Origin of the sequence: Kiloniella laminariae DSM 19542 (assembly GCF_000374005.1) — a bacterium.
Lineage (GTDB): Bacteria > Pseudomonadota > Alphaproteobacteria > Kiloniellales > Kiloniellaceae > Kiloniella > Kiloniella laminariae.
Genome location: NZ_KB893134.1, coordinates 387,429 through 408,595, shown reverse-complemented (window position 1 = coordinate 408,595; position 21,167 = coordinate 387,429). Strand labels below are relative to the sequence as shown.

Sequence of the window (21,167 nt, the reverse complement as noted above, 5' to 3'; positions counted from 1 at the left end):
TGCTAAATATTCCAAAAAAATTTATCTTCACGAAAATCTGTTCGGGCAAAGCTTCGGAATTACCCAGATTTGCTCTATTCTTGTTCCCAACCACCTGCCCGATCCGGTTTTTCAGGAGCCCCCAATGCCTTTTATTCAACAAAAGAAACTGGCTTCCTCCTATTTGACCAGGCGTCTATCCCATACTTTCGTCGTCACCTCTTTGACCTTGAGCATTGTTCTGGGTAGCCTTGGGAACAGTCACGCCGCCGAGAACCTCCCAAATACAGGAGGCGTTATGGCAACGCTCAACAGCGAGCAGGAAGACTTCAGGCTTGTTCGCCTGACACAGGGGCTGAAAAATCCCTGGGGCATGGTTTTCCTGCCGGATCAGAGTCTCTTGATTACAGAACGCGGCGGGCAGTTTTTCCTCTACAGAGCAGGACATCTGGAAAAGATTTCCCTGCCGGCTTTGCCTGATCTTCATGTTCGCGGACAGGGCGGACTTCTTGACGTCACCCTGCACCCTGATTTTTCTACCAACCACTGGATTTACTTCACCTACAGCCACAGCCTTGCGTCTGGTTCTACCACCGCGGTTGCCAGAGGAAGACTGGAACAAAACCGGCTGCAGGATCTGCAGACAGTCTTTATTGCCAAAACGGATTCCAGCGCCAGTCACCACTACGGCTCCCGCTTGCTATTTGATCGCAAGGGTTATCTGTTTGTGACCATTGGCGACAGAGGAAACCGTGACAGCGCCCAGCGGCTGGACCTTCATGCCGGAAAGGTCCTGCGACTGACAGGCGAGGGTAACGCTCCTCCGGACAATCCCTTTGTGAATACCAAGGACGCTCTTGCTGAAATTTTCTCCTACGGCCACCGAAATCCGCAAGGGCTTGCCCTTGATCCTGATACAGATGAGCTCTGGCTGAGTGAACATGGTCCGAAGGGCGGAGATGAAATTAACCGGCTCATTGCCGGTGCCAACTATGGCTGGCCGATCATTACCTATGGCGAAGAATACTCAGGCGGTTCAATTGGCGATACAGAGCAGCCCGACATGCAACAGCCTCAGCATCAATGGACACCCTCCATTGCCCCTGCCGGTATCACCTTCTACAACGGGGCCGCTTTTCCCAACTGGCAGGGCGATCTTTTTACAGCTGCCCTGAAATTCAAGATGCTGGTACGCCAGCGCTACACCCCCGAAGGGCGTGTCAGTGAAGAGGAGCAATTGATCCCCCACAGAATTGGCCGGATCAGGGATATAAGCCAGGGCCCCGATGGATTGATCTATCTGATTACTGATGAAAACAAGGGTGGACTCTACCGCCTCGAGCCCGCTCCGTAGTCCCATAAACAGAGAGTACACGGCTACAACACCTCTCGCCTATCCCAGAGAAATCCCCTCATCCCAATAGGGTTCGCTACCAAACTTGCTTTCGAGAAAATCGATAAAAGCACGGCTCTTGGCCGGCAAATGCTGACGGTTTGGATAGAGTACGTAGACTGCCGCGCTTGGCAGTTCATAATTTGTCAGAATTGGTATCAGCAGCCCCGCCTTCAGTTCTTCGGCAATGTCCCAGGTTGATTTGATCGCAATTCCGATACCTTCCTTGGCCGCATCCCGGAGAATTTCCCCGTTATTGGTCTCAAGTGTTCCCCGAACCTTGACAGAAATCTCTCCCTCGACACTCTTGAAGTGCCAGTGATCGTGCACGCCACCGGGATATCCCAAGACCAGACAGTTATGTTTTTCCAGATCTTTTGGGTGTCCGGGAATACCTGCTTGTGCCAGATAGTCGGGCGAGGCACAGACAACCCGCCGGGCCGGACTGAGTTTCCGGGCAATAAGGCTGCTGTCCTGTAGTTCTCCGGTCCGGATGGCAAGGTCAAATCCATGGTGAACCATATCAACAATCTGGTCACTCAGACTAATTTGAATCGCAACTCCAGGGTGTAGCTTCAGAAATTCAGGCAAAAGGCTGGAAATATGCTTTCGTCCAAAAGATGCCGGGGCCGTTATCCTCAGCGTCCCTTTGACGTGCCCGGTAACTCCGGAAAGGGCAGCCTCGGCATCGGCAATGTCTTCGAGAATAACCTTGCAGCGGGCAAAATACCCCGCCCCCTCATCCGTCAGGCTCAAACGGCGCGTCGTCCTGTTGAGCAGACGAACATCAAGTCGCTCTTCCAGATTGGCAATTCTCTTGCTGACTACAGCAGCTGAAAGGTTGAGGTTGCGCCCGGCAGCTGTCATGCCGCCCGCTTCCACCACCTCAACAAAAACGGTCATATCACTGATTACATCCATAGCATTATCAAAATATACGAAACAATCCTTCTCCAACAAGAGATATTATCATTCTGCAGAAAAGGCGCATATTGAAGACAACGGCTAACCATCTGAAAGGATCAAGCCAATGAAATACCAGAATCTGAATAATGCTGCTTTTGATTTTTCTGCTGCTGATATGGAACAGCACATCCTTGCAGCACGCCGCTTGCGCTCAGCAGAAGCCCACAAGCTCGTAACAAAGCTGTTCCATTTGCTGACCTCACCTTTTGTCGGCATGAAAACACGCTACGTCCTTGCACTGACAAGAACAGCCTGATTCCTGAGTACAGATCAAAGGATTCCTGAGAGACTCCAGTGGGCATCGTTCAGACCCCACCTGCTGACACTTTCTCTTGTCTCCTTAGCAATAAAAAAAGAGAACATTTAACGGTTCTCTTTTTTTATTGCGCCACCTGTTGTGACTCGTCCCCCACACATAATCTTCTTCCCCCGATCCAAACAGATTTTTCCAGAAGAAATCTACCGTGGATTGACATTCACAATAAACAATCATAAATTGAAAGAATAATAATTAAAGACTCCAGTGATTGAATTTCAGGACCTAAATCAAACATGACTGTCCTCTCAGACTGGTAACAGGAGATAAATAGAAATTTGAAACTGTTGCACCGCCGCCGAAAAACACCCTCTGCGCGAGAACAGATTTCATTCAAGAGCATCTTACCCCGATGCAAGGGTCCGGGCCTCACGCTTTAGAGAGAACCTTCCCCCCCTGAGTATCCGCACCCGCCTTGACCAACCGGCTTCCCCCGGTTGGTCTTTTTTTATGGTCGCCGCGTTTAATGTTACTCGCGGCGCATAAACATATCTGTTGCACCCGCCGGACGGTCCTGATCCTGCTTCGTGCGTATTATCCGAAAGAGCTTCAGCGGATCTTTATAACTGCGCTTCTGACGCTCCAGCATTTCACGGCGAAAGAAAAAATATCCATGATTTCCTTCAGGCCGGGCTGCATCCTGGGCGGTTCTGAATTGAGCAAATAGGCGATGATTTTTTTCCATCACAAGTTCCTCGCATATGGCAACGGTCAAACAAACATAGCACATTCTCCTGAAAAATTCGACCAGCCCCCGCCAACACGCACCCACCCGATATCACAACCACTGATGGTTCCCTTCTTATGCAAAACAATCCATCTAAATTTCTCCGCTATTCCAACGCACTACTTTTCTGCAAGATGTGCCTGCCGTAAAACTGATTTGAAGGCCGGGCAATCTTTGCTATTATAATGCGAAAAACCCCGAACGATTGAATTAACCAAAACAAAACAGAGCGTTACCGGGGAATAAAAATACGGGAAATAAAATACACAGGGGAGAAACGCTTGAAATCCGCGCCGAGCCATGCGGAGCGTATTGAAAACGCGATTGCGGGCAACAAAGCAGCACAGCACTTCTTTATCGCATCCTGGCAGCGCTCCATGATGCTGCACAGGCTCGACCCGGAACAGTCCCGTTCTCCGGAAAGACTATCGGATCCCGAACTCCAGCAAGCCCGCGAGCGTGTGGGCCCCCTTATTCGCATCGCCTCTGACATGCTTGATCGTCTTTATCTTGCTGTTGGTGGCATGGGCTGTTGCGTATTGCTGTCTGATGCCAACGGTATTCTTCTGGATCGGCGCGACGCGGCGGCTGATCAAACCACTTTTGACAAGTGGGGCCTGGGAACTGGAGCAATCTGGAGCGAGTTGAGCGAAGGTACCAATGGCATTGGCACCTGTATTGCCGAAGAGCGGGCTCTGACAATCCATAAAGACCAGCACTTTCACAGCAAGAATGTCCTGTTGTCCTGTACGGCCGCACCTGTATTTGATCAAACCGGGAAACTTCTTGCCATTATTGACGTCTCGTCCTCCCGGGCGGATCTCACGGAGAATTTTTCCCGACTGATTTCTCTTGCCGTTATTGATGCCGCCCGCAGCATCGAAACTGAATATTTCCGCCACAACTTTTCTGTTTCCCGCATTCTTCTCGCGACCCCGAAGAACGATATAAATACTGTTCCAATCAATCGACAAAGCCCGGCCCTTATTGCTGTAGACCAGGACGATCTCGTCATCGGCGCAACACGGAGTGCCCGGACGCTTTATGGTCTGCGTGACAAGGACCTGGCACGCCCCCTTCCTCTTTCAACGCTCTATGGGCTTGAGGTCGATGAAGCCCGGGATTATCAGCTTGTGGGACGGCGAACAATCCAGAATGCCCTGGCACGCTCCGGGGGCAATGTTACCGCTGCTGCACGGGCTTTGGGGATCAACCGGGCGACACTCCACCGCAAGATCAAGCGGCTCAAGCTGGACGCCTGATACAGGCTGTATTCTTTACCCGATCAACTGTCGCAATTTCGCGACACTATCGGAAGCCAACTGTTAACAGTGTTAAAGCCAGAGATGACATCGGATCATACTCCTGTATACGCTGATTTTTATAAATCTGTATCAGAACCGAAAACTCCAATTAAGAAATTTCGGGAAAACCCGGAACCAGATCAAACAGGCAGGCACAATACAATGGAAATGGAAGGGCAACAGCTGATCCCTGCTTCCCAGGACAAGGTCTGGGGGGCTCTTAACGATCCTGAAATTCTTCAGCGATCCATACCCGGCTGTGACAGCGTTGAGAAAACATCCGACACAGAACTCCAGGCCAGCCTGACTGCAAAGGTTGGCCCGGTAAAAGCCAAATTCAAGGGACAAGTGACGCTTTCCGATCTTGACCCACCCAATGGCTACACTCTCACAGGTGAGGGCAAGGGAGGTGCCGCAGGTTTTGGCAAGGGACAGGCCAGAGTTACCCTTGAACAACAGGATGGGCAAACCCTTCTAACTTACAGTGTGAACGCCAAGGTCGGAGGCAAACTCGCCCAGATCGGCTCACGCCTTGTGGATGCCGCTGCAAAAAAAATGGCCGATGATTTTTTTGCCAAATTTACAGAGATTGTCGGCGAGAACAACGATCTTGAAAATCAGACACAGCCCCTGACCGACAGTGATTCTGACACTTCAGCCAACGGGCAGGCAGACAGACAGAGCTCCGCGACCAAAGACAGAGCTGGTTATACACCCTTTTACTGGATTGCAGCCGCAGTCCTGATTGTTGTGGTTGTTTACCAGCTGACCTGACCAGCCCTGGCCGTGCACAACATATTACTTCCGGTATCTCCCCGAAAACGGGCCGATACCTTCGCCCCTTCGGGCACGTAGACCACAAAGCAGCAAATGCCTGGCTACGAGATTACGAACAGGAGAGAAACCGATGCCAACGGTGTCCATGACAGTAAATGGCAAGCAGGTGACGGCCGATATTGCGCCCAATACACTGCTTGTCTCCTTTCTTCGCGAAAACCTCAGGTTGACCGGCACCCACGTCGGCTGCGATACCAGCCAGTGCGGCGCCTGTGTTATTCATATCAACGGCGAAAGCGCCAAATCCTGTACCATGCTTGCCCTGCAGGCTGATGGTGCAGAGGTCACGACCATCGAGGGCCTAGCCAAGGGCAACGATCTTCACCCAATGCAGAAGGCCTTCCAGGAAAATCATGGCCTGCAGTGTGGCTTCTGCACCACGGGCATGATCATGAGTGCCGTTGATCTGGTCAAGAAACACGGAAAGCCGGATGATGCGACCATCCGCAAGGGGCTGGAAGGCAACATCTGCCGCTGCACCGGTTACCAGAACATCGTCAAGTCTGTCAAAGCGGCTGCACAGGAAATGGAGGGCTGATCATGGGAACACAAACAGGTATTGGTGCTTCCGTCAAACGCAAGGAAGACAAACGCTTTATCATCGGCAAGGGTCGGTATCTCGATGATATTTCCCGCCCCGGACAGACCTATGGTTACTTCATCCGTTCTCCGCACGCCCATGCGAAGATCACCAGTCTCGATTCAACTGCGGCCCTGAAAGCTCCTGGAGTTGTTGCTGTTCTGACCGGACCGGATATGCAGGCTGACGGAATCGGCCCGCTGATCTGCGGCTGGGGCATCACCTCCAAGGACGGCACGCCGCACAAGGCCCCGGCCCATCCCGCACTTGCGATAGGCCGGGTGCGCTATGTCGGGCATCAGGTCGCGCTCGTTGTTGCCGAGACCCTGCAACAGGCCCGTGACGCAGCCGAACTGGTTGAAATAGAGTACGAAGAACTCGACCATGTTATCGAAGTCGGCGATGCCCTTGCAGCGGGCGCCCCACAGATTCATGATGATGTTCCCGGCAACCTTTCTTTTGACTGGGAACTGGGTGACCGCGGCAAGACGGACGCTGCAATCGGATCAGCGCACCATGTCACACGCATGAAGCTGCGCAACAACCGTCTGATCCCCAACGCCATGGAACCCCGGGCAGCTCTGGGCGATTACGATTCAGGAACCGACGAGATTACCCTTTATACCACCAGCCAGAACCCGCATGTTCACCGTCTGGTTCTCTCGGCCTTCAACGGGGTAGCCCCTGAACATAAACTCCGGGTCATCGCACCGGATGTAGGGGGTGGTTTCGGCTCTAAAATCTTCATTTATTCCGAAGAAACCGTCTGCGCCTGGGCGACAAAAAAACTCAACCGCCCTGTTAAATGGACCGCAGAGCGTTCTGAATCTTTCCTCAGTGATGCCCATGGTCGCGATCATGAGACCTTTGCCGAGATGGCGTTTGATGCCAATGGAAAAATCCTCGGACTCAAGGTTTCTACCAAAGCAAACGTCGGTTGTTATCTCTCGACCTTTGCCTCAGCCGTGCCAACCTATCTCTATGGCACACTTCTAAGCGGGCAATACACCATTCCGGCAATCTATTGCGAGGTTCAGGCAGGCTTTACCAATACAGCCCCGGTTGATGCCTATCGCGGTGCCGGACGCCCGGAAGCAACCTATGTTGTGGAACGGATGATCGAGATCGGCGCAAGGGAAATGGGTATTGATCCCGCAGAGATCCGCAAACGCAACTTCATCGCACCCGACGCCTATCCTTATGAAACCCCTGTGATCATGACCTATGACAGCGGCAACTATGCCCTGGCTATGGACAAGGCACTTGAGGCCATTGACTACAACGGCTTTGTCTCACGCAAAGCCCAGTCACAGGCCAAAGGCAAACTGCGTGGTATCGGCTTCTCGGCCTTTATCGAAGCCTGTGGTATCGCACCGTCCGCCGCGGTAGGTTCTCTCGGGGCCGGTGTCGGCCTCTGGGAATCAGCCCAGGTGCGTTTCAACCCGACCGGAAGTGTGACTGTCTTTACCGGCAGCCACTCTCATGGACAGGGGCATGAGACCACCTTTGCCCAAATTATCTCTGACCAGCTGGGCGTTCCGATTGATCAGGTCGAAATATCCCACGGTGATACTGGCAAGGTTCCTTTCGGCATGGGCACCTACGGCTCCCGTTCCCTCGCGGTCGGGGGTTCGGCGATCATGAAGGCAATCGACAAGATCGTCGAGAAAAGCAAGAAGATCGCCGCCCATACTTTGGAAGCTTCAGTCGAGGATATCGAACACGCCGGAGGGATCTTCAAAGTCGCCGGGACCGACAAGCAGATGACCATGGCTGAAATTGCCTTCTCGGCCTACGTCCCGCACAACTACCCGGCGGATGTCGAGCCCGGCATGGACGAGACAGCCTTCTATGATCCGCTGAACTTTACCTTCCCTGCGGGGACCCATATTGCCGAGGTTGAAATCGACCCGGACACCGGAACGACTGAAATCCTCGACTGGGTTGCGGTTGATGACTTCGGCAACGTTATCAATCCGATGATTGTTGAAGGGCAGGTTCACGGCGGCATTGCCCAGGGCATCGGGCAGGCCTTGCTGGAAAACTGTGTCTACGACAAGGAAAGTGGTCAGCTCCTGACCGGTTCCTACATGGATTACTGCATGCCTCGGGCCGATGATCTGCCGACCTTCCGGGTCCAGACCATCAATACCCCCTGCACCACCAATCCACTTGGTGTCAAAGGTTGCGGTGAAGCCGGTGCCATCTCTGCCCCTGCGGCATTGATGAACGCCATCACCAATGCTCTTGGCAAGGAAATCGACATGCCCGCAACGCCGGAAAAAGTCTGGCGCGCGGCGCAAGGTCTCTGAGGGAGGAACAGCACATGTATCAATTTGACTACCAGCGTCCAGAAACTCTGGACGAAGCCGTTGCCCTCCTCAAAGAGGACTGCAAGCTACTCGCCGGAGGGCAGACCCTGCTCCCCACGATGAAACAGCGTCTGGCACAGCCGGAAGCACTGGTTGACCTCGGGGCAATCGACAGTCTCAGAGGCGTTTGTCCTGATGATGACAAGCTTGCCATCGGGGCCATGACCACCCATGCCGAGGTTGCCAGCAAAGCCGATATTCCTGCCCTTGCTTGTCTGGCCGCAGGGATTGGCGATCCGCAGGTGCGCAATCGGGGCACCATTGGCGGCTCCGTCGCCAACAATGATCCTGCCGCAGATTACCCGGCGGCCTTGCTCGGGCTGAATGCCCAGGTCACCACAAACAAACGGGTTATCAATGCGGATGATTTTTTTGTCGATCTCTTTGAAACCGCTCTGGAAGAAAACGAGATCATTATCAATGTAACCTTCCCCCGACCTCAGGCAGCTGCCTATGTCAAGTTCGACAACCCGGCGTCCCGCTATGCCATCGTCGGCGTCTTTGTTGCAAAAACCGGCAGCGGTGTCCGCGTGGCAGTAACCGGGGCAGGCCCCTGCGTTTTTCGCCATAAGGGTCTTGAAACGGCCCTGAACAATAACTTCTCTGCCCAGGCGATTGAGGGAGTCTCAGTATCAGCGGCAGGTCTAAACAGCGACATCCATGCTTCGGCTGACTACAGAGCCAACCTGATAAAAGTTCTGACCAAACGTGCCGTTGCCCAGATCGGCGGCTAGATAGCCTGTACCGCTTCCTGTGATCACGCAGGAAGCGGTTTTCTTTTTTGTTCAGGCCGGAGTACCCCATGCCAGATCTCTCGCGGAGCCAGCTTCCGTTATCCGTTGACGCCACCCTCCAGAAGCTACAGGAAGGCCGCTATGTCGCCGACAGATCCCTGGCCACTGTCTTGTTCCTTGCCCTGAAAATGCAACGACCCCTGTTTCTTGAAGGGGAAGCCGGTGTCGGGAAAACCGAAATTGCCAAGGTCCTTTCAGCGACACTGGATCGCCCTCTGATTCGCCTGCAATGTTATGAAGGCCTCGACATCAGCTCTGCCGTCTACGAATGGAACTACCCGCGCCAGATGGTCGAGATCCGCATTGCCGAAGCAAGTGGCGAAACCGACCGGGAAGCTCTGACCCGGGACATTTTCAGACCCGAGTTTCTGATCAAACGTCCCTTGCTTGAAGCCCTCGAAGGCAAGGAAGGGAAAAGCCCTATTCTACTCATTGATGAACTTGACCGCGCCGATGAAGCCTTTGAAGCCTATCTGCTGGAAATCCTGTCCGATTATCAGATTTCCATTCCCGAACTCGGCACAATCAAGGCCAGTGAGCCCCCTGTCGTCATCATTACCTCAAACCGGACCCGGGAGATTCACGACGCCCTGAAACGTCGCTGTCTCTACCACTGGGTCGATTATCCCGATGCCGCCCGGGAACTGGCCATTCTCAAAATCAAGGCCCCGGATGCTGCCGAAAAGCTTAGCCAGCAGGTGGTTCTTTTTATCCAGGAGCTTCGCAGAAATCCCGATATTTTCAAACAACCCGGCATCGCCGAAACCATTGACTGGACCCAGGCACTAACCCAGCTGGACTGTGTTTCTCTCGCGCCCGAAACTGTTACGGACACTCTGGGCGTTTTGCTCAAATATCAGGATGACATCGCCCGGATACAGGGCAGTGAAGCCGCAAGCATTCTGCAACGGGTCGAAAGTGAGTTGGCCCGGACACTGGCCCAGACAGGCTCCTGACCCATGAAACCACCCGCGGCCCCCCTCTCCTCTCGAAACAACAAAGCAGGTTACCTCGCAGAAAATTTGCTGCATTTTGCCCGCACCCTCAGAAAAGCGGGTTTGCCTGTCCCTCCGTCACGGGTCCATGAAGCAATTGAGGCAATCAAGACTGGCGGGCTGGCGCGGCGAGATGATTTCTATGCGACCTTGCGCTGCCTTTTTATCACCAGCCACGATCAGCAGGAGATCTTTGACCAGTGTTTTCATATTTTCTGGCGCAATCCCGAACTGCTGGAACGGGCCATGCAGATGCTTTTGCCCACAACCTTTCTCGAAAACGCCCCCCGGGATGAAAAAGATCGTGCCCTCCGTCGGGTCAGTGAAGCCTTTGCCCCGGAACAGCCCCCCCAGCCACTCCGTGATAAGGAAGACGACGAACCTGAAGTCGAGTTTGATGCCAGAATGACGGTCTCTGACGAAGAGGTTCTGAGGCACCGCGACTTTGAACAGATGACCCGCGCAGAACAGCAACGAGCCTTGCGCCTGATGAAAAAGCTGAAGCTGCCCTCGGAAAACCTCCAGACCAGACGTTTTACCTCAAGCGCGACAGGCCGGATAATTGATGGGCGCCGCAGTCTGCAGGCGAGCCTGCGACTGGGCGGGGATAGTATTATTCTCCGGCGAAAAAAACGTCGCCTGGAAAAATCTCCTCTGGTGGTTCTCTGCGACATCTCAGGCTCCATGAGCCATTACAGCCGGATGTTACTCCATTTCATCCATGGCCTCAGCTCCGCCCGGGACCGCATCCACAGTTTCGTTTTTGGCACGCGCCTGCACAACATCACCCGACAGATGCGCCACAGGGATATTGACGAGGCTCTCGAAGCCGTGGGCAAACAGGTAGATGACTGGTCTGGAGGAACAAAGATTGCGGCAACGCTTCATGATTTCAACAAGAACTGGTCCCGAAGAGTGCTTGGACAGGGAGCCAATGTTCTCCTGATAACCGACGGACTGGAGCGGGACAGCGATCAGGATCTTGCCGCCGAGATGGATCGTCTGCACCGCTCCTGCCGCAAGCTGATCTGGCTTAACCCCCTGCTCCGGTTCGATGGTTTTGAACCCCGGGCCAAAGGCATTGCTCTGATGCTGCCCCATGTGGACCAATTCCGGTCTGCACACAATATCAACAGCCTGGAAAGCCTGGTTGCTAGCTTGCAAAACAGCCCTAAATACAGAAACACTTTCCCAGAATTCAGACGGAACACCTCCTCTGAAATATCTATGGAACACAAACCCGGGAGAGATAATGGCCTCAACTAAAACCCCTGCTCCAATGTCAAACACCCCGATCCCGGATCTGCTCCTGACTGCTGCCCTCTGGCAGGATCAGGGTCGGAAGGTTGCGCTGGCAACTGTGGTTCAGACATGGGGGTCATCACCCCGCCCGCCCGGCAGCATAATGATCATTGATGATCGAATGACCATGTTGGGGTCCGTCAGCGGAGGTTGCATTGAAGGCGCTGTGATCCAGGAAGCTCAGGAAATCATGATTGATGGCAAGGCGCGTATTCTTGAATTCGGGGTTGGCGATGAACAGGCATGGGATGTCGGACTGGCCTGTGGCGGCACGATCCGGATCTATGTCGAACGGCTGGAACATTCATGAAAAGATCCACGCTCGATCAACTGGTCCGCTCACAACAGGAAAAACAGACAATCGTTCTGCTCACCGACATGGAAACAGGTCAGCAAGACACGCTTTTTCCCCTTTCCCCCCAAGCAGAACACCCCCTGCTTGAACAAATCCTTGCTGCCGTCCGGGATGACCGTTCCTTTATTTATGAAACAGCTGGCAAACAAACCTTTGTCCAGGTTTATAACCCGCCCTTACGGCTGGTTATTGTTGGTGCTGTCCATATTTCCCAGTTTCTCGTTCCCATGGCCCGGATGGCAGGTTATGACGTTACCGTCATCGACCCGCGTCGTGCCTTTGGTAATGCAGAGCGGTTTCCGGACTGTTCCATCCTCAATGACTGGCCAGATGAAGCCCTTGCAGAATTAAAACCCGACCACCGGACTGCTGTCGTCATTCTGACCCATGATCCCAAACTGGACGATCCTGCTCTGGAAATAGCCCTGCCCTCACCCGCTTTCTATATTGGTGCCCTGGGCAGCAAGCGTACACATGCCAAACGGCTGGAGCGCTTGAAACACCTTCCCCGGCTGGATCGCATAGACGGGCCGGTTGGTCTGGATATCGGTGCGAAAAGCCCCGCCGAAATTGCCCTCTCCATTCTCGGTGCCATAACAGCCGCACTTCGCCAGGGAGACAACCAGGGAGACAACCAGGGGGACAAAAAATGATTTTTGCCGAAATCGAAACTCTGGATGCCGCAGGAACCTATCTGGCTCATTCGATCAAGATCGCGGAAGGACGGCTGGGCAAAGGCTACAGATTGACAGAAACCGACCTGCAAAATCTTGTCCGGGCAGGCCAACACAAAGTGACAACCCTGCGACTGGAAGCAGGGGATCTTCACGAGGATATTGCTGCCGCTCAACTGGCCGAGGCCGTCACCGCGGAAAACATTACCCTGAAAGAAGCCTTTACCGGGCGCTGTAATCTCTACAGTACCGCACACGGTCTGTTTCTGGTTTCTCCTGAGGAGATTAACCAGCTTAATGGAATTGATGAAGCCATCACCATGGCAACACTGCCCGCCTATGCCGTGGTCTATCCTGGTCAGATGGTCGCTACCGCCAAGATCATTCCGCTTGCCGCTCCGGCAAGATCCGTTGAGCTGGCGGGACGGGCAGCCAGGCTGTCTGTCGCTCCCTTCCGCAAAAAACGTGTGGGTCTTATTCTCACCAGTCTCCCCCAGATCAAGGACAGTCTGCTTGATAAAACCCGTCAAATCGTTGCCCGACGACTGCAGAGTTGCAACAACGATCTCCACACCTGCCTTGTTACAGAACACAGTTCTGATGCTATTGCCGCAGCTATTCAGGAACTCAGGAGCAACGATCACGATCTCATCCTTGTTTTTGGGGCCTCGGCCATCACCGACCGGCGCGACAGCCTGCCCGCCGGCCTGGAAAAAGCAGGTGGCCGGATCCTGCACTTTGGCATGCCAGTTGACCCCGGAAATCTGCTTTTACTCGGAGAACACAGTAGCGTCCCTGTGATCGGTCTCCCCGGCTGTGCCCGCTCGCCCAAACTCAATGGCTTTGACTGGATACTGCAGCGCTGTCTTGCTGATATAAAGGTCACGGCAAAAGACTTAACCTCCCTAGGCTGTGGCGGTCTCCTGTCTGAAATTGTCACCAGACCCCAACCCCGCGAAGGAACCTCCAGAAACGCCGCCTTGTCTGAAACAGCACTTCTTCCTGCATACAAGATTACGGCGTTACTCCTTGCTGGCGGGCAATCCCGCCGCATGGGAGAACTCAACAAGCTTCTGCAACCATGGCGAGGAAAACCCATGATTCAGTGGGTCGTCGATAATCTGGAACAAAGTACAGTAGATAACATCGTTGTCGTCACGGGGCATGAAGCCGAAAAAATCAGAGCCGAACTGACTGACGACAGGCTGGATTTTGTCCATAACCCCAGCTTTGCCGAGGGTCTCAGTACCTCCCTGATCTCAGGCCTTAAGGCTGTCCCCGCCGATAGTGATGCTATCTTGGTCTGCCTCGGGGACATGCCCCTGATCGACAAAAATCAGATCAACCAGTTGATCAATGCCTTCGATCCGGAAAACAATGCTGCCATCTGCATCCCGACCTTTATCGGCAAACGGGGCAATCCGGTTCTCTGGTCGCGTCAGTTCATCCCGGAAATGATGACAATAAAAGGGGACAATGGTGCCCGTCACCTCCTTGGAAACTATACTGGCGATATCCAGGAAGTTCCCATGAACACTGATGCCATACTTACAGATATCGATACCCCCGAGGCTCTCAAAAATTTACAGGGGAAATTTCCAGAAAAATTTCCAGAAAAATCTGCGGAGAAACTCATGGCAAAACCAGCAGGGGGATTCAGTGATGCAGGATGACGCCCTTTACAACAAGGCCATCCTCAAACTCGCATCCGCAGGCGACAGCTCACTTGCAAACCCGGATGTCTCAATCCTGCACGACAACCCCCTTTGTGGTGACCGGATCACAATTGACCTGACTTTGAATCAGCGAACGATTACGGCAATCGGCTATAAAGCGCGCGCCTGTGCCCTTTGCAAGGCTTCAGCTGAGTTGTTGCACAGCTATGCTGTAGGAGAAGAACTCGACGCCGTCACAAACCTGCACCTGCAATTAAAAATGCAATTAAAAGAACAGGTTGCGCTTGTGCTTCCTGCTCCCTGGGAAGCATTTTCCCTGTTCCAGCCAGCTGTTCCGATAAAAAACCGACACAGCTGTATTCTGCTTCCCTTTCAGGCAATAGAAAAAATTGAAAGGAAAAATTAAACTAAAGGATGTATAGCTTGTAACGACAAGCATTGAAAATTTTGCAGTACCAACGCACTATTGCGCGCAAAGTTCGGGAGAGGGAAGCGGCAGCAAAATGACAATCCAGAGTAAAATCGGCTCGTTGTTGGCTGTGCTTTTTCTCGCGCTGATCCTGTTCAGTGCAGGGATTCTCTATAAGGTCATCATTCCCCAGTTCAAAAGTCTGGATCATGACAATGCCCTGAATAGTGGCCATCAGATCCTGAATACCCTCAATGACGAGCTCGCCCATCTTGTCGTCTATTCCAGCGACTGGGGTATCTGGGATGACACCTATAACTACATGGACAGCCGGGATGTAAACTTTATCAATTCCAGTGCCCCGGATGAAACCCTGGTCTTTACCGACATCGATTTGCTTGGCTTCATCAACATGGACGGAGAACTGGCCTGGGGAAGGTGGCGGAACATAGATGCTGAAGGGTACAGCGACCTGGATCTAAACTACAGCTCTCCGCAAACCATCCAGCATTTCTCGCCAGAAAACGTCATCACAAATGAATCAATCTCCGGCTACATTCAGACCCGGCAGGGGCCTATGTTGCTGGCAGCCTATCCGATTCTTAAAAGCAACGGTGACGGCCCCCCAAACGGAATAGCGATTATAGGGCGCTTTCTTGATCAAAAACGTCTCGACAAAATTGCTGCAGATCTCAATGTCATTTTCCACAAAATCTCGACAGATGTGGAAGCACCACCCTCAAAATATTCCATCCCGGGGGATCTTTTCACCGAGACGATTGATCCTGGAACAGTCGCTATCTATAGCTCCCCGGATGAAGAGGTTTTTTATTCTTTCTTTGATATCAGGGACGTTACCAGCGTTTCCCTGATGCGGCTGGTTCACCCCCACCCGATGGATATCCTCGCAAAAGGGCAATTCGCCATCAGTTCCGCCTTGCAGCTGATTGCCGCCTTTTTTGCCATAACACTCTTTTTTGTCGTAATTACCTTACGTCGGATAGTGGTATTACCCTTGGCAACCCTGCGCGACAAGATCACAACCCTGGGGCATGGTCGCGATCTCCCTGATGGCATCAGCAAACATACACAATCCAACGAACTCCAACTCGCCCTCCAGAGCTTTGACGCAATGGAAGAAGAGATTCGAGAACACCAAAATGAACTGGAAAACAAGGTTCGCGACCGGACGCGGTGGCTCCGAGAAACCAATGCACAGCTAGAAGGCGAGATCAGGGAACGCCAGAAAACAGAACAGCGTCTCCTTACAGCCAAACTTGAAGCCGAAAAAGCAAACCGGAGCAAATCTGAATTCCTCGCTACAGTCAGCCATGAAATCAGAACACCGATGAACGGTGTGGTTGGAATGACAAGCCTGCTGATGGAAAGCAATCTGGATCAGGAGCAGCAGGAATACCTGAACTCGATCAGCAAGTCAGCAGATCACCTTCTGGTTCTTATCAATGACATTCTCGATATTTCAAAGCTGGAAGCCGGCACCAGTGAACTTCAGCATCAGGATTTCAATATTGCCGAACTGCTCGATTCAATCATCACGGCAAAATCCCCGCGCGTCACAGCAAAGAGATTGAAACTTGTGAAAGAGCTGGATCCGACCCTGCCACTCTGGCTACAGGGTGATCCGACCAGATTGAAGCAAATGCTGTTCAATCTGCTGGCAAATGCAATCAAGTTTACCAGTGCGGGGCAGATTACAGTTACCATTTCTGCCGCTTTGCCCCTCGAAGGCACAACACAACTGGTTTATTGCGGTGTTCAGGACAGCGGCATCGGTATTGCCCCCGAGGATCAGAGAAGAATTTTTGAACGCTTCACCCAGGTCGACGGTTCCGCCAGTCGCAAACACGGGGGGGTCGGTCTGGGACTATCCATCGTCAAACACCTCTGTGACCAGATGGGGGGAGAAGTCGGCCTGGAAAGCTCACCCGAAGAAGGCAGTCTGTTCTGGTTTAAAATACCACTGGAAATTGCTCAAGCTCCCGCAGAAGAAGCAGAAATTCTCTCCAGACCAACGCCTGTTTTGATCAAAGAAACCATCACCGATGCCCCCTCCCCGATTTCCCCTCCGTTACAACCCGGAGAAATCAGCGCAGATTCCCTGCACATTCTCATTGCTGAAGATAATCAGATAAACCAGATGCTTCTGACTAAATTTCTATCCAAAAAGGGGCACCGGATCGACGTTGTTGTCAACGGCAAGGAAGCATTTCAATTCGTAAAACATCAAACCCCTGATGTTGTCCTGATGGATATCCAGATGCCCGATATGGATGGCATAGAAGCTACCAGAAAAATACGGTCCCTTGAGGGAGAAAAGGGAACTGTCCCGATCATCGCTGTGACCGCTAACGCCATGCAGGGTGACCGCGACAGCTATATTGCCGCTGGCATGGATGATTACCTGTCGAAACCTGTCGATTTCAAAAGACTCATTGAGCTGATTCACCAGTACAGCCATCCCCAGGAAAAATAAGATCATTTATGGGTATATGTTTTTTACAAATCATATATTGATATTTATCGATATATGATTATATCAATTTTATCCTGTCTCCGTCGAACGATCTCAGACACAACATTATCAATCACTGACGAGTACGATAAAATGAATAATACGACTGCCCCTGAGACCCTGGCCCCACTTTTCAAACCTTTCCGTTTTGGCTCATATGACCTGGCTAATCGTGTTGTTATGGCTCCTATGACGCGCCTGCACAGCCCAAACGGCATACCTGGAGCAGATGTTGCCGCCTATTATCGCCGCCGGGCAGAAGGAGGAGTCAGCCTGATCATCACAGAAGGAACCTACATCGATCACAAGGCTGCCAATGGTTATGATAACGCACCTGCTTTCTACGGTGAAAAAGCCCTTGCTGGCTGGAAAAAAGTGGTCGAGGAAGTTCATGCTGCTGGAGGGAAAATCATTCCCCAGATCTGGCATGTCGGTGCGGTTCGTCGCGCAGGACTACAACCAGATCCCGCCGTTCCGGGTCAGGGACCTTCTGAAATCCGCGAAAATGATCAGATCGCGGTACAACAGATGAGTCTTGAAGACATCCAAGACGTGATTGCTTCCTATGTTCGTGCTGCACTTGATGCCCGGAGGCTTGGGTTTGATGGAATTGAAGTCCATGCCGCCCATGGCTATCTCATTGACCAGTTCTATTGGGAGGAGACCAACCACCGCAGCGACAACTACGGCGGATCACTGGAGAACAGGTCCCGTCTCGGTCTGGAAATTGTAGCCGCCATTCGAACTGCTGTTGGCCCGGATTTTCCGATTGTTTACCGATTTTCTCAATGGAAGGGGCAGGACTACAACGCCAGGATCGCTCAAAACCCTGAAGAGCTGGCCCTTATACTCCAACCACTTGCGCAAGCTGGTGTTGATGTCTTCCATGCCAGTACCCGACGCTTTTGGGAACCGGCTTTCGAAAGCTCCGAAGACAATCTGGCCACCTGGGCGCGAAAATTAACCGGCAAGCCCGTAATTACTGTTGGTTCAGTCAGCCTCGACAAACAGTTTTCATCCGGAATTTTTGCTGGCACAGAAGACCCCAAAGCAGGCACAACCGATCTCAAAGAACTCAACCGCCGTCTGGCGAAGGATGATTTTGATCTGGTTGCCGTTGGGCGGGCATTGCTCAGTGATCCACAGTGGGCCAACAAAATAAAGGCGGGCCAGCTCGAGCTGATCACTCCTTTTGACAAAGAAGCCTTGCAAAGCCTGACCTGACAGAATCTCTTGCAACTGTCATTCCCCCCGGAATAATAGGGGAAGTCGGGGTGACAGTTGCAAGATCAACCATTGGCGATTAGCATCACCAACCCGTAGCAAGAAATTCGCTTGCCAATTTTTTACCTGATGGAAACAACCCCAAGCCTATGAGCGTGGAAATCAACGAGATACTGAAAGCCCTGTCCAACCCGACTCGCCGGGCCATTTTGCAATGGCTGCGCGAGCCGGAAAAACATTTCCCGCCGCAACCTCTCGACATGGAGGAATATGGTGTCTGTGTCGGGCGGATTCAGGAGAAAGCGGGCCTCTCCCAGTCGACCACCTCGCTCTATCTGGCAAACCTGCAACGGGCCAATCTGGTCTCTTCCCAGCGGCATGGACAGTGGACTTACTACAAGCGGGAAAATCAGACGATACAGGATTTTGTCCGAGCACTGGAACAATCACTCTGATTTCTTCCTTCACCAGATTGTATCCCCTTTTACACAGACAATTCCCGGCATCCCTTGCGTCATCCCCGGCAAGTTTCTAAGCTCTTTTCCGATATAATTTTCTGATTTTGCACCTGCGCTGGATCAGGACGACCCGGATGATTGAAGGAACAAAAATGGCTAAAGTCGCATTCGTCGGTTTGGGAGTTATGGGCTATCCCATGGCAGGACATCTTGCTGCAAAAGGGCATGACGTCACCGTCTACAACCGCAGTCCGGCCAAGGCTGAGGCCTGGGTCAAGGCACACAAGGGCAGCAAGGCCAGTACACCACGCAGCGCGGCAGAAGGAGCCGAGATCGTCTTTTGCTGCGTCGGCAATGACGACGACCTGCGTTCGGTAGTACTGGGAGAAGATGGTATTTTTGCTGGTATGGCATCGGGTGCAATCCTGGTTGATCACACGACAGCCTCGGCTGACGTCGCCCGCGAACTCGATGGCCTCGCCCGTGACCAAGGGCTCCATTTTATCGATGCGCCTGTTTCCGGCGGTCAGGCCGGAGCGGAAAACGGTGTTTTGACTGTCATGTGCGGTGGAGAGCAAGCCAGCTTTGACCGGATCAAGCCTGTTGCCGACTGCTTTTCCCGCGCCGTCACCCTGATGGGCCCTGCCGGATCAGGGCAGTTGACCAAAATGGTCAACCAGATCGCCATCGCCGGGTTGGTTCAGGGCCTGAGCGAGGCCATGAACTTCGGCCAGAAAGCCAATCTCGATATGGCCAAAGTCATCGATGTGATCTCCAAGGGTGCCGCGGGTTCCTGGCAGATGGAAAACCGGGGCAGCACCATGTGCGAAGGCAAGTTCGACTTCGGATTTGCCGTTGACTGGATGCGCAAGGATCTTGGCATCTGTTTCGAAGAAGCCCAGCGCAACGGGGCCCGCCTGCCAGTTACCCACCTGATCGACCAATTCTATGCCCAGGTCCAGGGCCGTGGCGGCAAACGCTGGGATACCTCCAGCCTAGTGCACCTGCTGCAAAACGACTGATCCTCTTCCCCGAAGCAGATCCGCGCAAATTATTATTCTCGCTGTCTGAGAAACACCTGTGCTAAACACGGTCACAACAAGAAGCTATTCTCTTTGTTTCAGGGAATAACTTCTTGTTATTCCACCTGCCATGATTCTGCCTTATCCCCTTGCGAGCATGCGCAGATCCTAAGTCTTGAGGCCTCAAGAGAAAGAAACCCATGTTCCACAGCTTCTTCAAATCCAGACAATGGGCGCTCTGGGCCTATGGCGGCGCAGTAATCCTTATAACTTCACTCTGGGTGCAGGTGCAGATTAGTGTTGCCATCAATAAGTGGTATGGGGGCTTTTACGATCACCTGCAAAACGCCAAGGATTTTTACGAAAAATCAGAAGATGGCATAAACATTTTTTATCAAAAACTCATGGGGATCGACTATATTCTCAATGGTTTTGAAGGTGAGACATCCTTTCTGATTCTCGCCACACCCTATGTCTTCATTGCTACGGCAACAGGTTGGTTCACCCGTGTTTATGGTTTGTCATGGCGCGAAGCCATGACTTTTGGCTTTATTCCACGATGGAAGACAGTAGAAGAAGAAATTGAAGGCGCTTCTCAGCGTATCCAGGAAGACTGCAATCGTTTTGCACGCATTGTTGAATCACTCGGGCTTCAAATAGTCCGGGCGATCATGACCCTGATTGCTTTCCTGCCCATTCTCTGGGATTTCAGCAGTAAAGTTGATATTCCCATACTCAGGGACATTGAAGGCTCCCTCGTCTGGGCAGCACTAATCGTTTCTCTTGGAGGCATGCTTGTTTCATGGTTCGTCGGCATAAAGCTCCCGGGGTTGGAATATAACAACCAGAGAGTAGAAGCCGCTTTCCGTAAAGATCTCGTCTTGGCGGAAGATAACAAAGCCGGATATGCAAAATCAGAAACTCTCTTCGAACTTTTTACGGGTATTCGTTTAAACTACAAACGTCTTTATTGGCATTACGGTTATTTTGATGTCTGGCTGAATTCTTACGATCAGTTCATGGTCATCGCTGCATATCTAATAATGGGACCGGGCCTCTTCACTGGCGTCATACTTCTCGGAGTTATGGTGCAGGTAAACAACGCCTTCCAGAAAGTCCACGGCAGTTTTTCCCTCTTTTTGCACAACTGGACGACCATTACTGAACTACGCTCGATCTATCGTCGTTTGAACGAATTCGAACACAATCTGAAACGTTTTGAAAAAATACACCCGCTTTAGATTTTACTTC

20 protein-coding genes are annotated in these 21,167 nt (G+C 52.4%); 18 read left to right on the top strand and 2 right to left on the bottom strand.

All coding sequences use genetic code 11. The features are described from left to right. Positions 1-124: 124 nt before the first annotated feature. A complete protein-coding gene (locus tag B152_RS0101970; RefSeq protein WP_020590697.1) occupies positions 125-1,333 on the top strand; it encodes a PQQ-dependent sugar dehydrogenase in 1,209 nt (402 codons plus the stop codon). Between the two features lie 39 nt (positions 1,334-1,372). On the opposite strand, the gene B152_RS0101965 is transcribed toward B152_RS0101970, so the two are convergent. Beyond that, the gene (locus B152_RS0101965; protein WP_211212092.1) at positions 1,373-2,275 is read right to left on the bottom strand and encodes a LysR family transcriptional regulator; all 903 of its coding nucleotides are present in this window, start codon (positions 2,273-2,275) and stop codon (positions 1,373-1,375) included. Between the two features lie 127 nt (positions 2,276-2,402). On the opposite strand from B152_RS0101965, the gene B152_RS0101960 reads away from it, so the two are divergent. Further along, positions 2,403-2,594 carry a hypothetical protein gene (locus B152_RS0101960; RefSeq protein WP_020590695.1) on the top strand — a complete coding sequence of 64 codons (192 nt, stop codon included), beginning with the start codon at positions 2,403-2,405 and terminating at the stop codon, positions 2,592-2,594. Between the two features lie 529 nt (positions 2,595-3,123). Here B152_RS0101960 and B152_RS0101955 read toward each other — a convergent pair. Further along, on the bottom strand, positions 3,124-3,339 hold the full coding sequence (locus B152_RS0101955; RefSeq protein WP_211212091.1) for a hypothetical protein: 216 nt from the start codon (positions 3,337-3,339) through the stop codon (positions 3,124-3,126). A 323-nt stretch (positions 3,340-3,662) separates the two neighbouring features. Here B152_RS0101955 and B152_RS0101950 point away from each other — a divergent pair, with 323 nt between their 5' ends. The 16 genes from B152_RS0101950 to B152_RS0101875 all read left to right on the top strand — a co-directional run bounded on the left by B152_RS0101950 (position 3,663) and on the right by B152_RS0101875 (position 21,157). Continuing rightward, positions 3,663-4,643 carry a helix-turn-helix domain-containing protein gene (locus B152_RS0101950; RefSeq protein WP_020590693.1) on the top strand — a complete coding sequence of 327 codons (981 nt, stop codon included), beginning with the start codon at positions 3,663-3,665 and terminating at the stop codon, positions 4,641-4,643. A gap of 204 nt (positions 4,644-4,847) precedes the next feature. Then, positions 4,848-5,459, top strand: coding sequence for an SRPBCC family protein (locus tag B152_RS0101945; RefSeq protein WP_020590692.1), 612 nt, complete (start codon positions 4,848-4,850; stop codon positions 5,457-5,459). Between the two features lie 133 nt (positions 5,460-5,592). After that, the gene (locus tag B152_RS0101940) at positions 5,593-6,060 is read left to right on the top strand and encodes a (2Fe-2S)-binding protein (protein ID WP_020590691.1); all 468 of its coding nucleotides are present in this window, start codon (positions 5,593-5,595) and stop codon (positions 6,058-6,060) included. A 2-nt stretch (positions 6,061-6,062) separates the two neighbouring features. After that, on the top strand, positions 6,063-8,414 hold the full coding sequence (locus tag B152_RS0101935; RefSeq protein WP_020590690.1) for a xanthine dehydrogenase family protein molybdopterin-binding subunit: 2,352 nt from the start codon (positions 6,063-6,065) through the stop codon (positions 8,412-8,414). Between the two features lie 14 nt (positions 8,415-8,428). Continuing rightward, complete coding sequence (locus B152_RS0101930; protein WP_020590689.1) at positions 8,429-9,208, top strand: FAD binding domain-containing protein; 780 nt, start codon at positions 8,429-8,431, stop codon at positions 9,206-9,208. 68 nt (positions 9,209-9,276) lie between these two features. Then, the gene (locus B152_RS0101925; RefSeq protein ID WP_020590688.1) at positions 9,277-10,224 is read left to right on the top strand and encodes an AAA family ATPase; all 948 of its coding nucleotides are present in this window, start codon (positions 9,277-9,279) and stop codon (positions 10,222-10,224) included. Positions 10,225-10,227: 3 nt separating this feature from the next. Then, complete coding sequence (locus B152_RS0101920) at positions 10,228-11,529, top strand: vWA domain-containing protein (RefSeq protein ID WP_020590687.1); 1,302 nt, start codon at positions 10,228-10,230, stop codon at positions 11,527-11,529. Beyond that, on the top strand, positions 11,516-11,875 hold the full coding sequence (locus B152_RS0101915; protein ID WP_020590686.1) for an XdhC family protein: 360 nt from the start codon (positions 11,516-11,518) through the stop codon (positions 11,873-11,875). Before B152_RS0101920 ends, B152_RS0101915 begins: the two co-directional genes overlap by 14 nt. Continuing rightward, positions 11,872-12,573 (top strand): XdhC family protein, encoded by a 702-nt coding sequence (locus B152_RS0101910; RefSeq protein ID WP_020590685.1) that lies wholly within the window; start codon positions 11,872-11,874, stop codon positions 12,571-12,573. Before B152_RS0101915 ends, B152_RS0101910 begins: the two co-directional genes overlap by 4 nt. After that, positions 12,570-14,267: an NTP transferase domain-containing protein gene (locus tag B152_RS22140; protein WP_020590684.1), complete on the top strand. Its 1,698-nt coding sequence runs from the start codon at positions 12,570-12,572 to the stop codon at positions 14,265-14,267. The genes B152_RS0101910 and B152_RS22140 overlap by 4 nt, the downstream gene beginning before the upstream one ends. Next, a complete protein-coding gene (locus tag B152_RS0101900) occupies positions 14,257-14,676 on the top strand; it encodes an iron-sulfur cluster assembly scaffold protein (protein WP_020590683.1) in 420 nt (139 codons plus the stop codon). Before B152_RS22140 ends, B152_RS0101900 begins: the two co-directional genes overlap by 11 nt. A gap of 97 nt (positions 14,677-14,773) precedes the next feature. Continuing rightward, positions 14,774-17,173, top strand: coding sequence for an ATP-binding protein (locus B152_RS24865; protein WP_020590682.1), 2,400 nt, complete (start codon positions 14,774-14,776; stop codon positions 17,171-17,173). A 132-nt stretch (positions 17,174-17,305) separates the two neighbouring features. Then, the gene (locus B152_RS0101890; protein ID WP_020590681.1) at positions 17,306-18,436 is read left to right on the top strand and encodes an NADH:flavin oxidoreductase; all 1,131 of its coding nucleotides are present in this window, start codon (positions 17,306-17,308) and stop codon (positions 18,434-18,436) included. Between the two features lie 149 nt (positions 18,437-18,585). Further along, positions 18,586-18,891, top strand: coding sequence for an ArsR/SmtB family transcription factor (locus B152_RS0101885; protein WP_020590680.1), 306 nt, complete (start codon positions 18,586-18,588; stop codon positions 18,889-18,891). Between the two features lie 137 nt (positions 18,892-19,028). Next, positions 19,029-19,916, top strand: coding sequence for an NAD(P)-dependent oxidoreductase (locus B152_RS0101880; RefSeq protein ID WP_020590679.1), 888 nt, complete (start codon positions 19,029-19,031; stop codon positions 19,914-19,916). Positions 19,917-20,116: 200 nt separating this feature from the next. Further along, entirely contained in the window at positions 20,117-21,157 is a 1,041-nt protein-coding gene (locus B152_RS0101875; protein ID WP_020590678.1) for a putative transporter, read from the top strand. Positions 21,158-21,167: the final 10 nt, after the last annotated feature.

Excerpts from the sequence above, each read along its gene's own strand:
- B152_RS22140 (WP_020590684.1), top strand. The coding sequence starts at position 12,570 with ATGATTTTTGCCGAAATCGAAACTCTGGATGCCGCAGGAACCTATCTG.
- B152_RS24865 (WP_020590682.1), top strand. The coding sequence starts at position 14,774 with ATGACAATCCAGAGTAAAATCGGCTCGTTGTTGGCTGTGCTTTTTCTC.
- B152_RS0101875 (WP_020590678.1), top strand. The coding sequence starts at position 20,117 with ATGTTCCACAGCTTCTTCAAATCCAGACAATGGGCGCTCTGGGCCTAT.
- B152_RS0101930 (WP_020590689.1), top strand. The coding sequence starts at position 8,429 with ATGTATCAATTTGACTACCAGCGTCCAGAAACTCTGGACGAAGCCGTT.
- B152_RS0101955 (WP_211212091.1), bottom strand. The coding sequence starts at position 3,339 with ATGGAAAAAAATCATCGCCTATTTGCTCAATTCAGAACCGCCCAGGAT.
- B152_RS0101945 (WP_020590692.1), top strand. The coding sequence starts at position 4,848 with ATGGAAATGGAAGGGCAACAGCTGATCCCTGCTTCCCAGGACAAGGTC.
- B152_RS0101960 (WP_020590695.1), top strand. The coding sequence starts at position 2,403 with ATGAAATACCAGAATCTGAATAATGCTGCTTTTGATTTTTCTGCTGCT.
- B152_RS0101965 (WP_211212092.1), bottom strand. The coding sequence starts at position 2,275 with ATGACCGTTTTTGTTGAGGTGGTGGAAGCGGGCGGCATGACAGCTGCC.
- B152_RS0101940 (WP_020590691.1), top strand. The coding sequence starts at position 5,593 with ATGCCAACGGTGTCCATGACAGTAAATGGCAAGCAGGTGACGGCCGAT.
- B152_RS0101885 (WP_020590680.1), top strand. The coding sequence starts at position 18,586 with ATGAGCGTGGAAATCAACGAGATACTGAAAGCCCTGTCCAACCCGACT.
- B152_RS0101880 (WP_020590679.1), top strand. The coding sequence starts at position 19,029 with ATGATTGAAGGAACAAAAATGGCTAAAGTCGCATTCGTCGGTTTGGGA.
- B152_RS0101970 (WP_020590697.1), top strand. The coding sequence starts at position 125 with ATGCCTTTTATTCAACAAAAGAAACTGGCTTCCTCCTATTTGACCAGG.
- B152_RS0101900 (WP_020590683.1), top strand. The coding sequence starts at position 14,257 with ATGCAGGATGACGCCCTTTACAACAAGGCCATCCTCAAACTCGCATCC.
- B152_RS0101890 (WP_020590681.1), top strand. The coding sequence starts at position 17,306 with ATGAATAATACGACTGCCCCTGAGACCCTGGCCCCACTTTTCAAACCT.
- B152_RS0101935 (WP_020590690.1), top strand. The coding sequence starts at position 6,063 with ATGGGAACACAAACAGGTATTGGTGCTTCCGTCAAACGCAAGGAAGAC.
- B152_RS0101925 (WP_020590688.1), top strand. The coding sequence starts at position 9,277 with ATGCCAGATCTCTCGCGGAGCCAGCTTCCGTTATCCGTTGACGCCACC.
- B152_RS0101920 (WP_020590687.1), top strand. The coding sequence starts at position 10,228 with ATGAAACCACCCGCGGCCCCCCTCTCCTCTCGAAACAACAAAGCAGGT.
- B152_RS0101910 (WP_020590685.1), top strand. The coding sequence starts at position 11,872 with ATGAAAAGATCCACGCTCGATCAACTGGTCCGCTCACAACAGGAAAAA.
- B152_RS0101915 (WP_020590686.1), top strand. The coding sequence starts at position 11,516 with ATGGCCTCAACTAAAACCCCTGCTCCAATGTCAAACACCCCGATCCCG.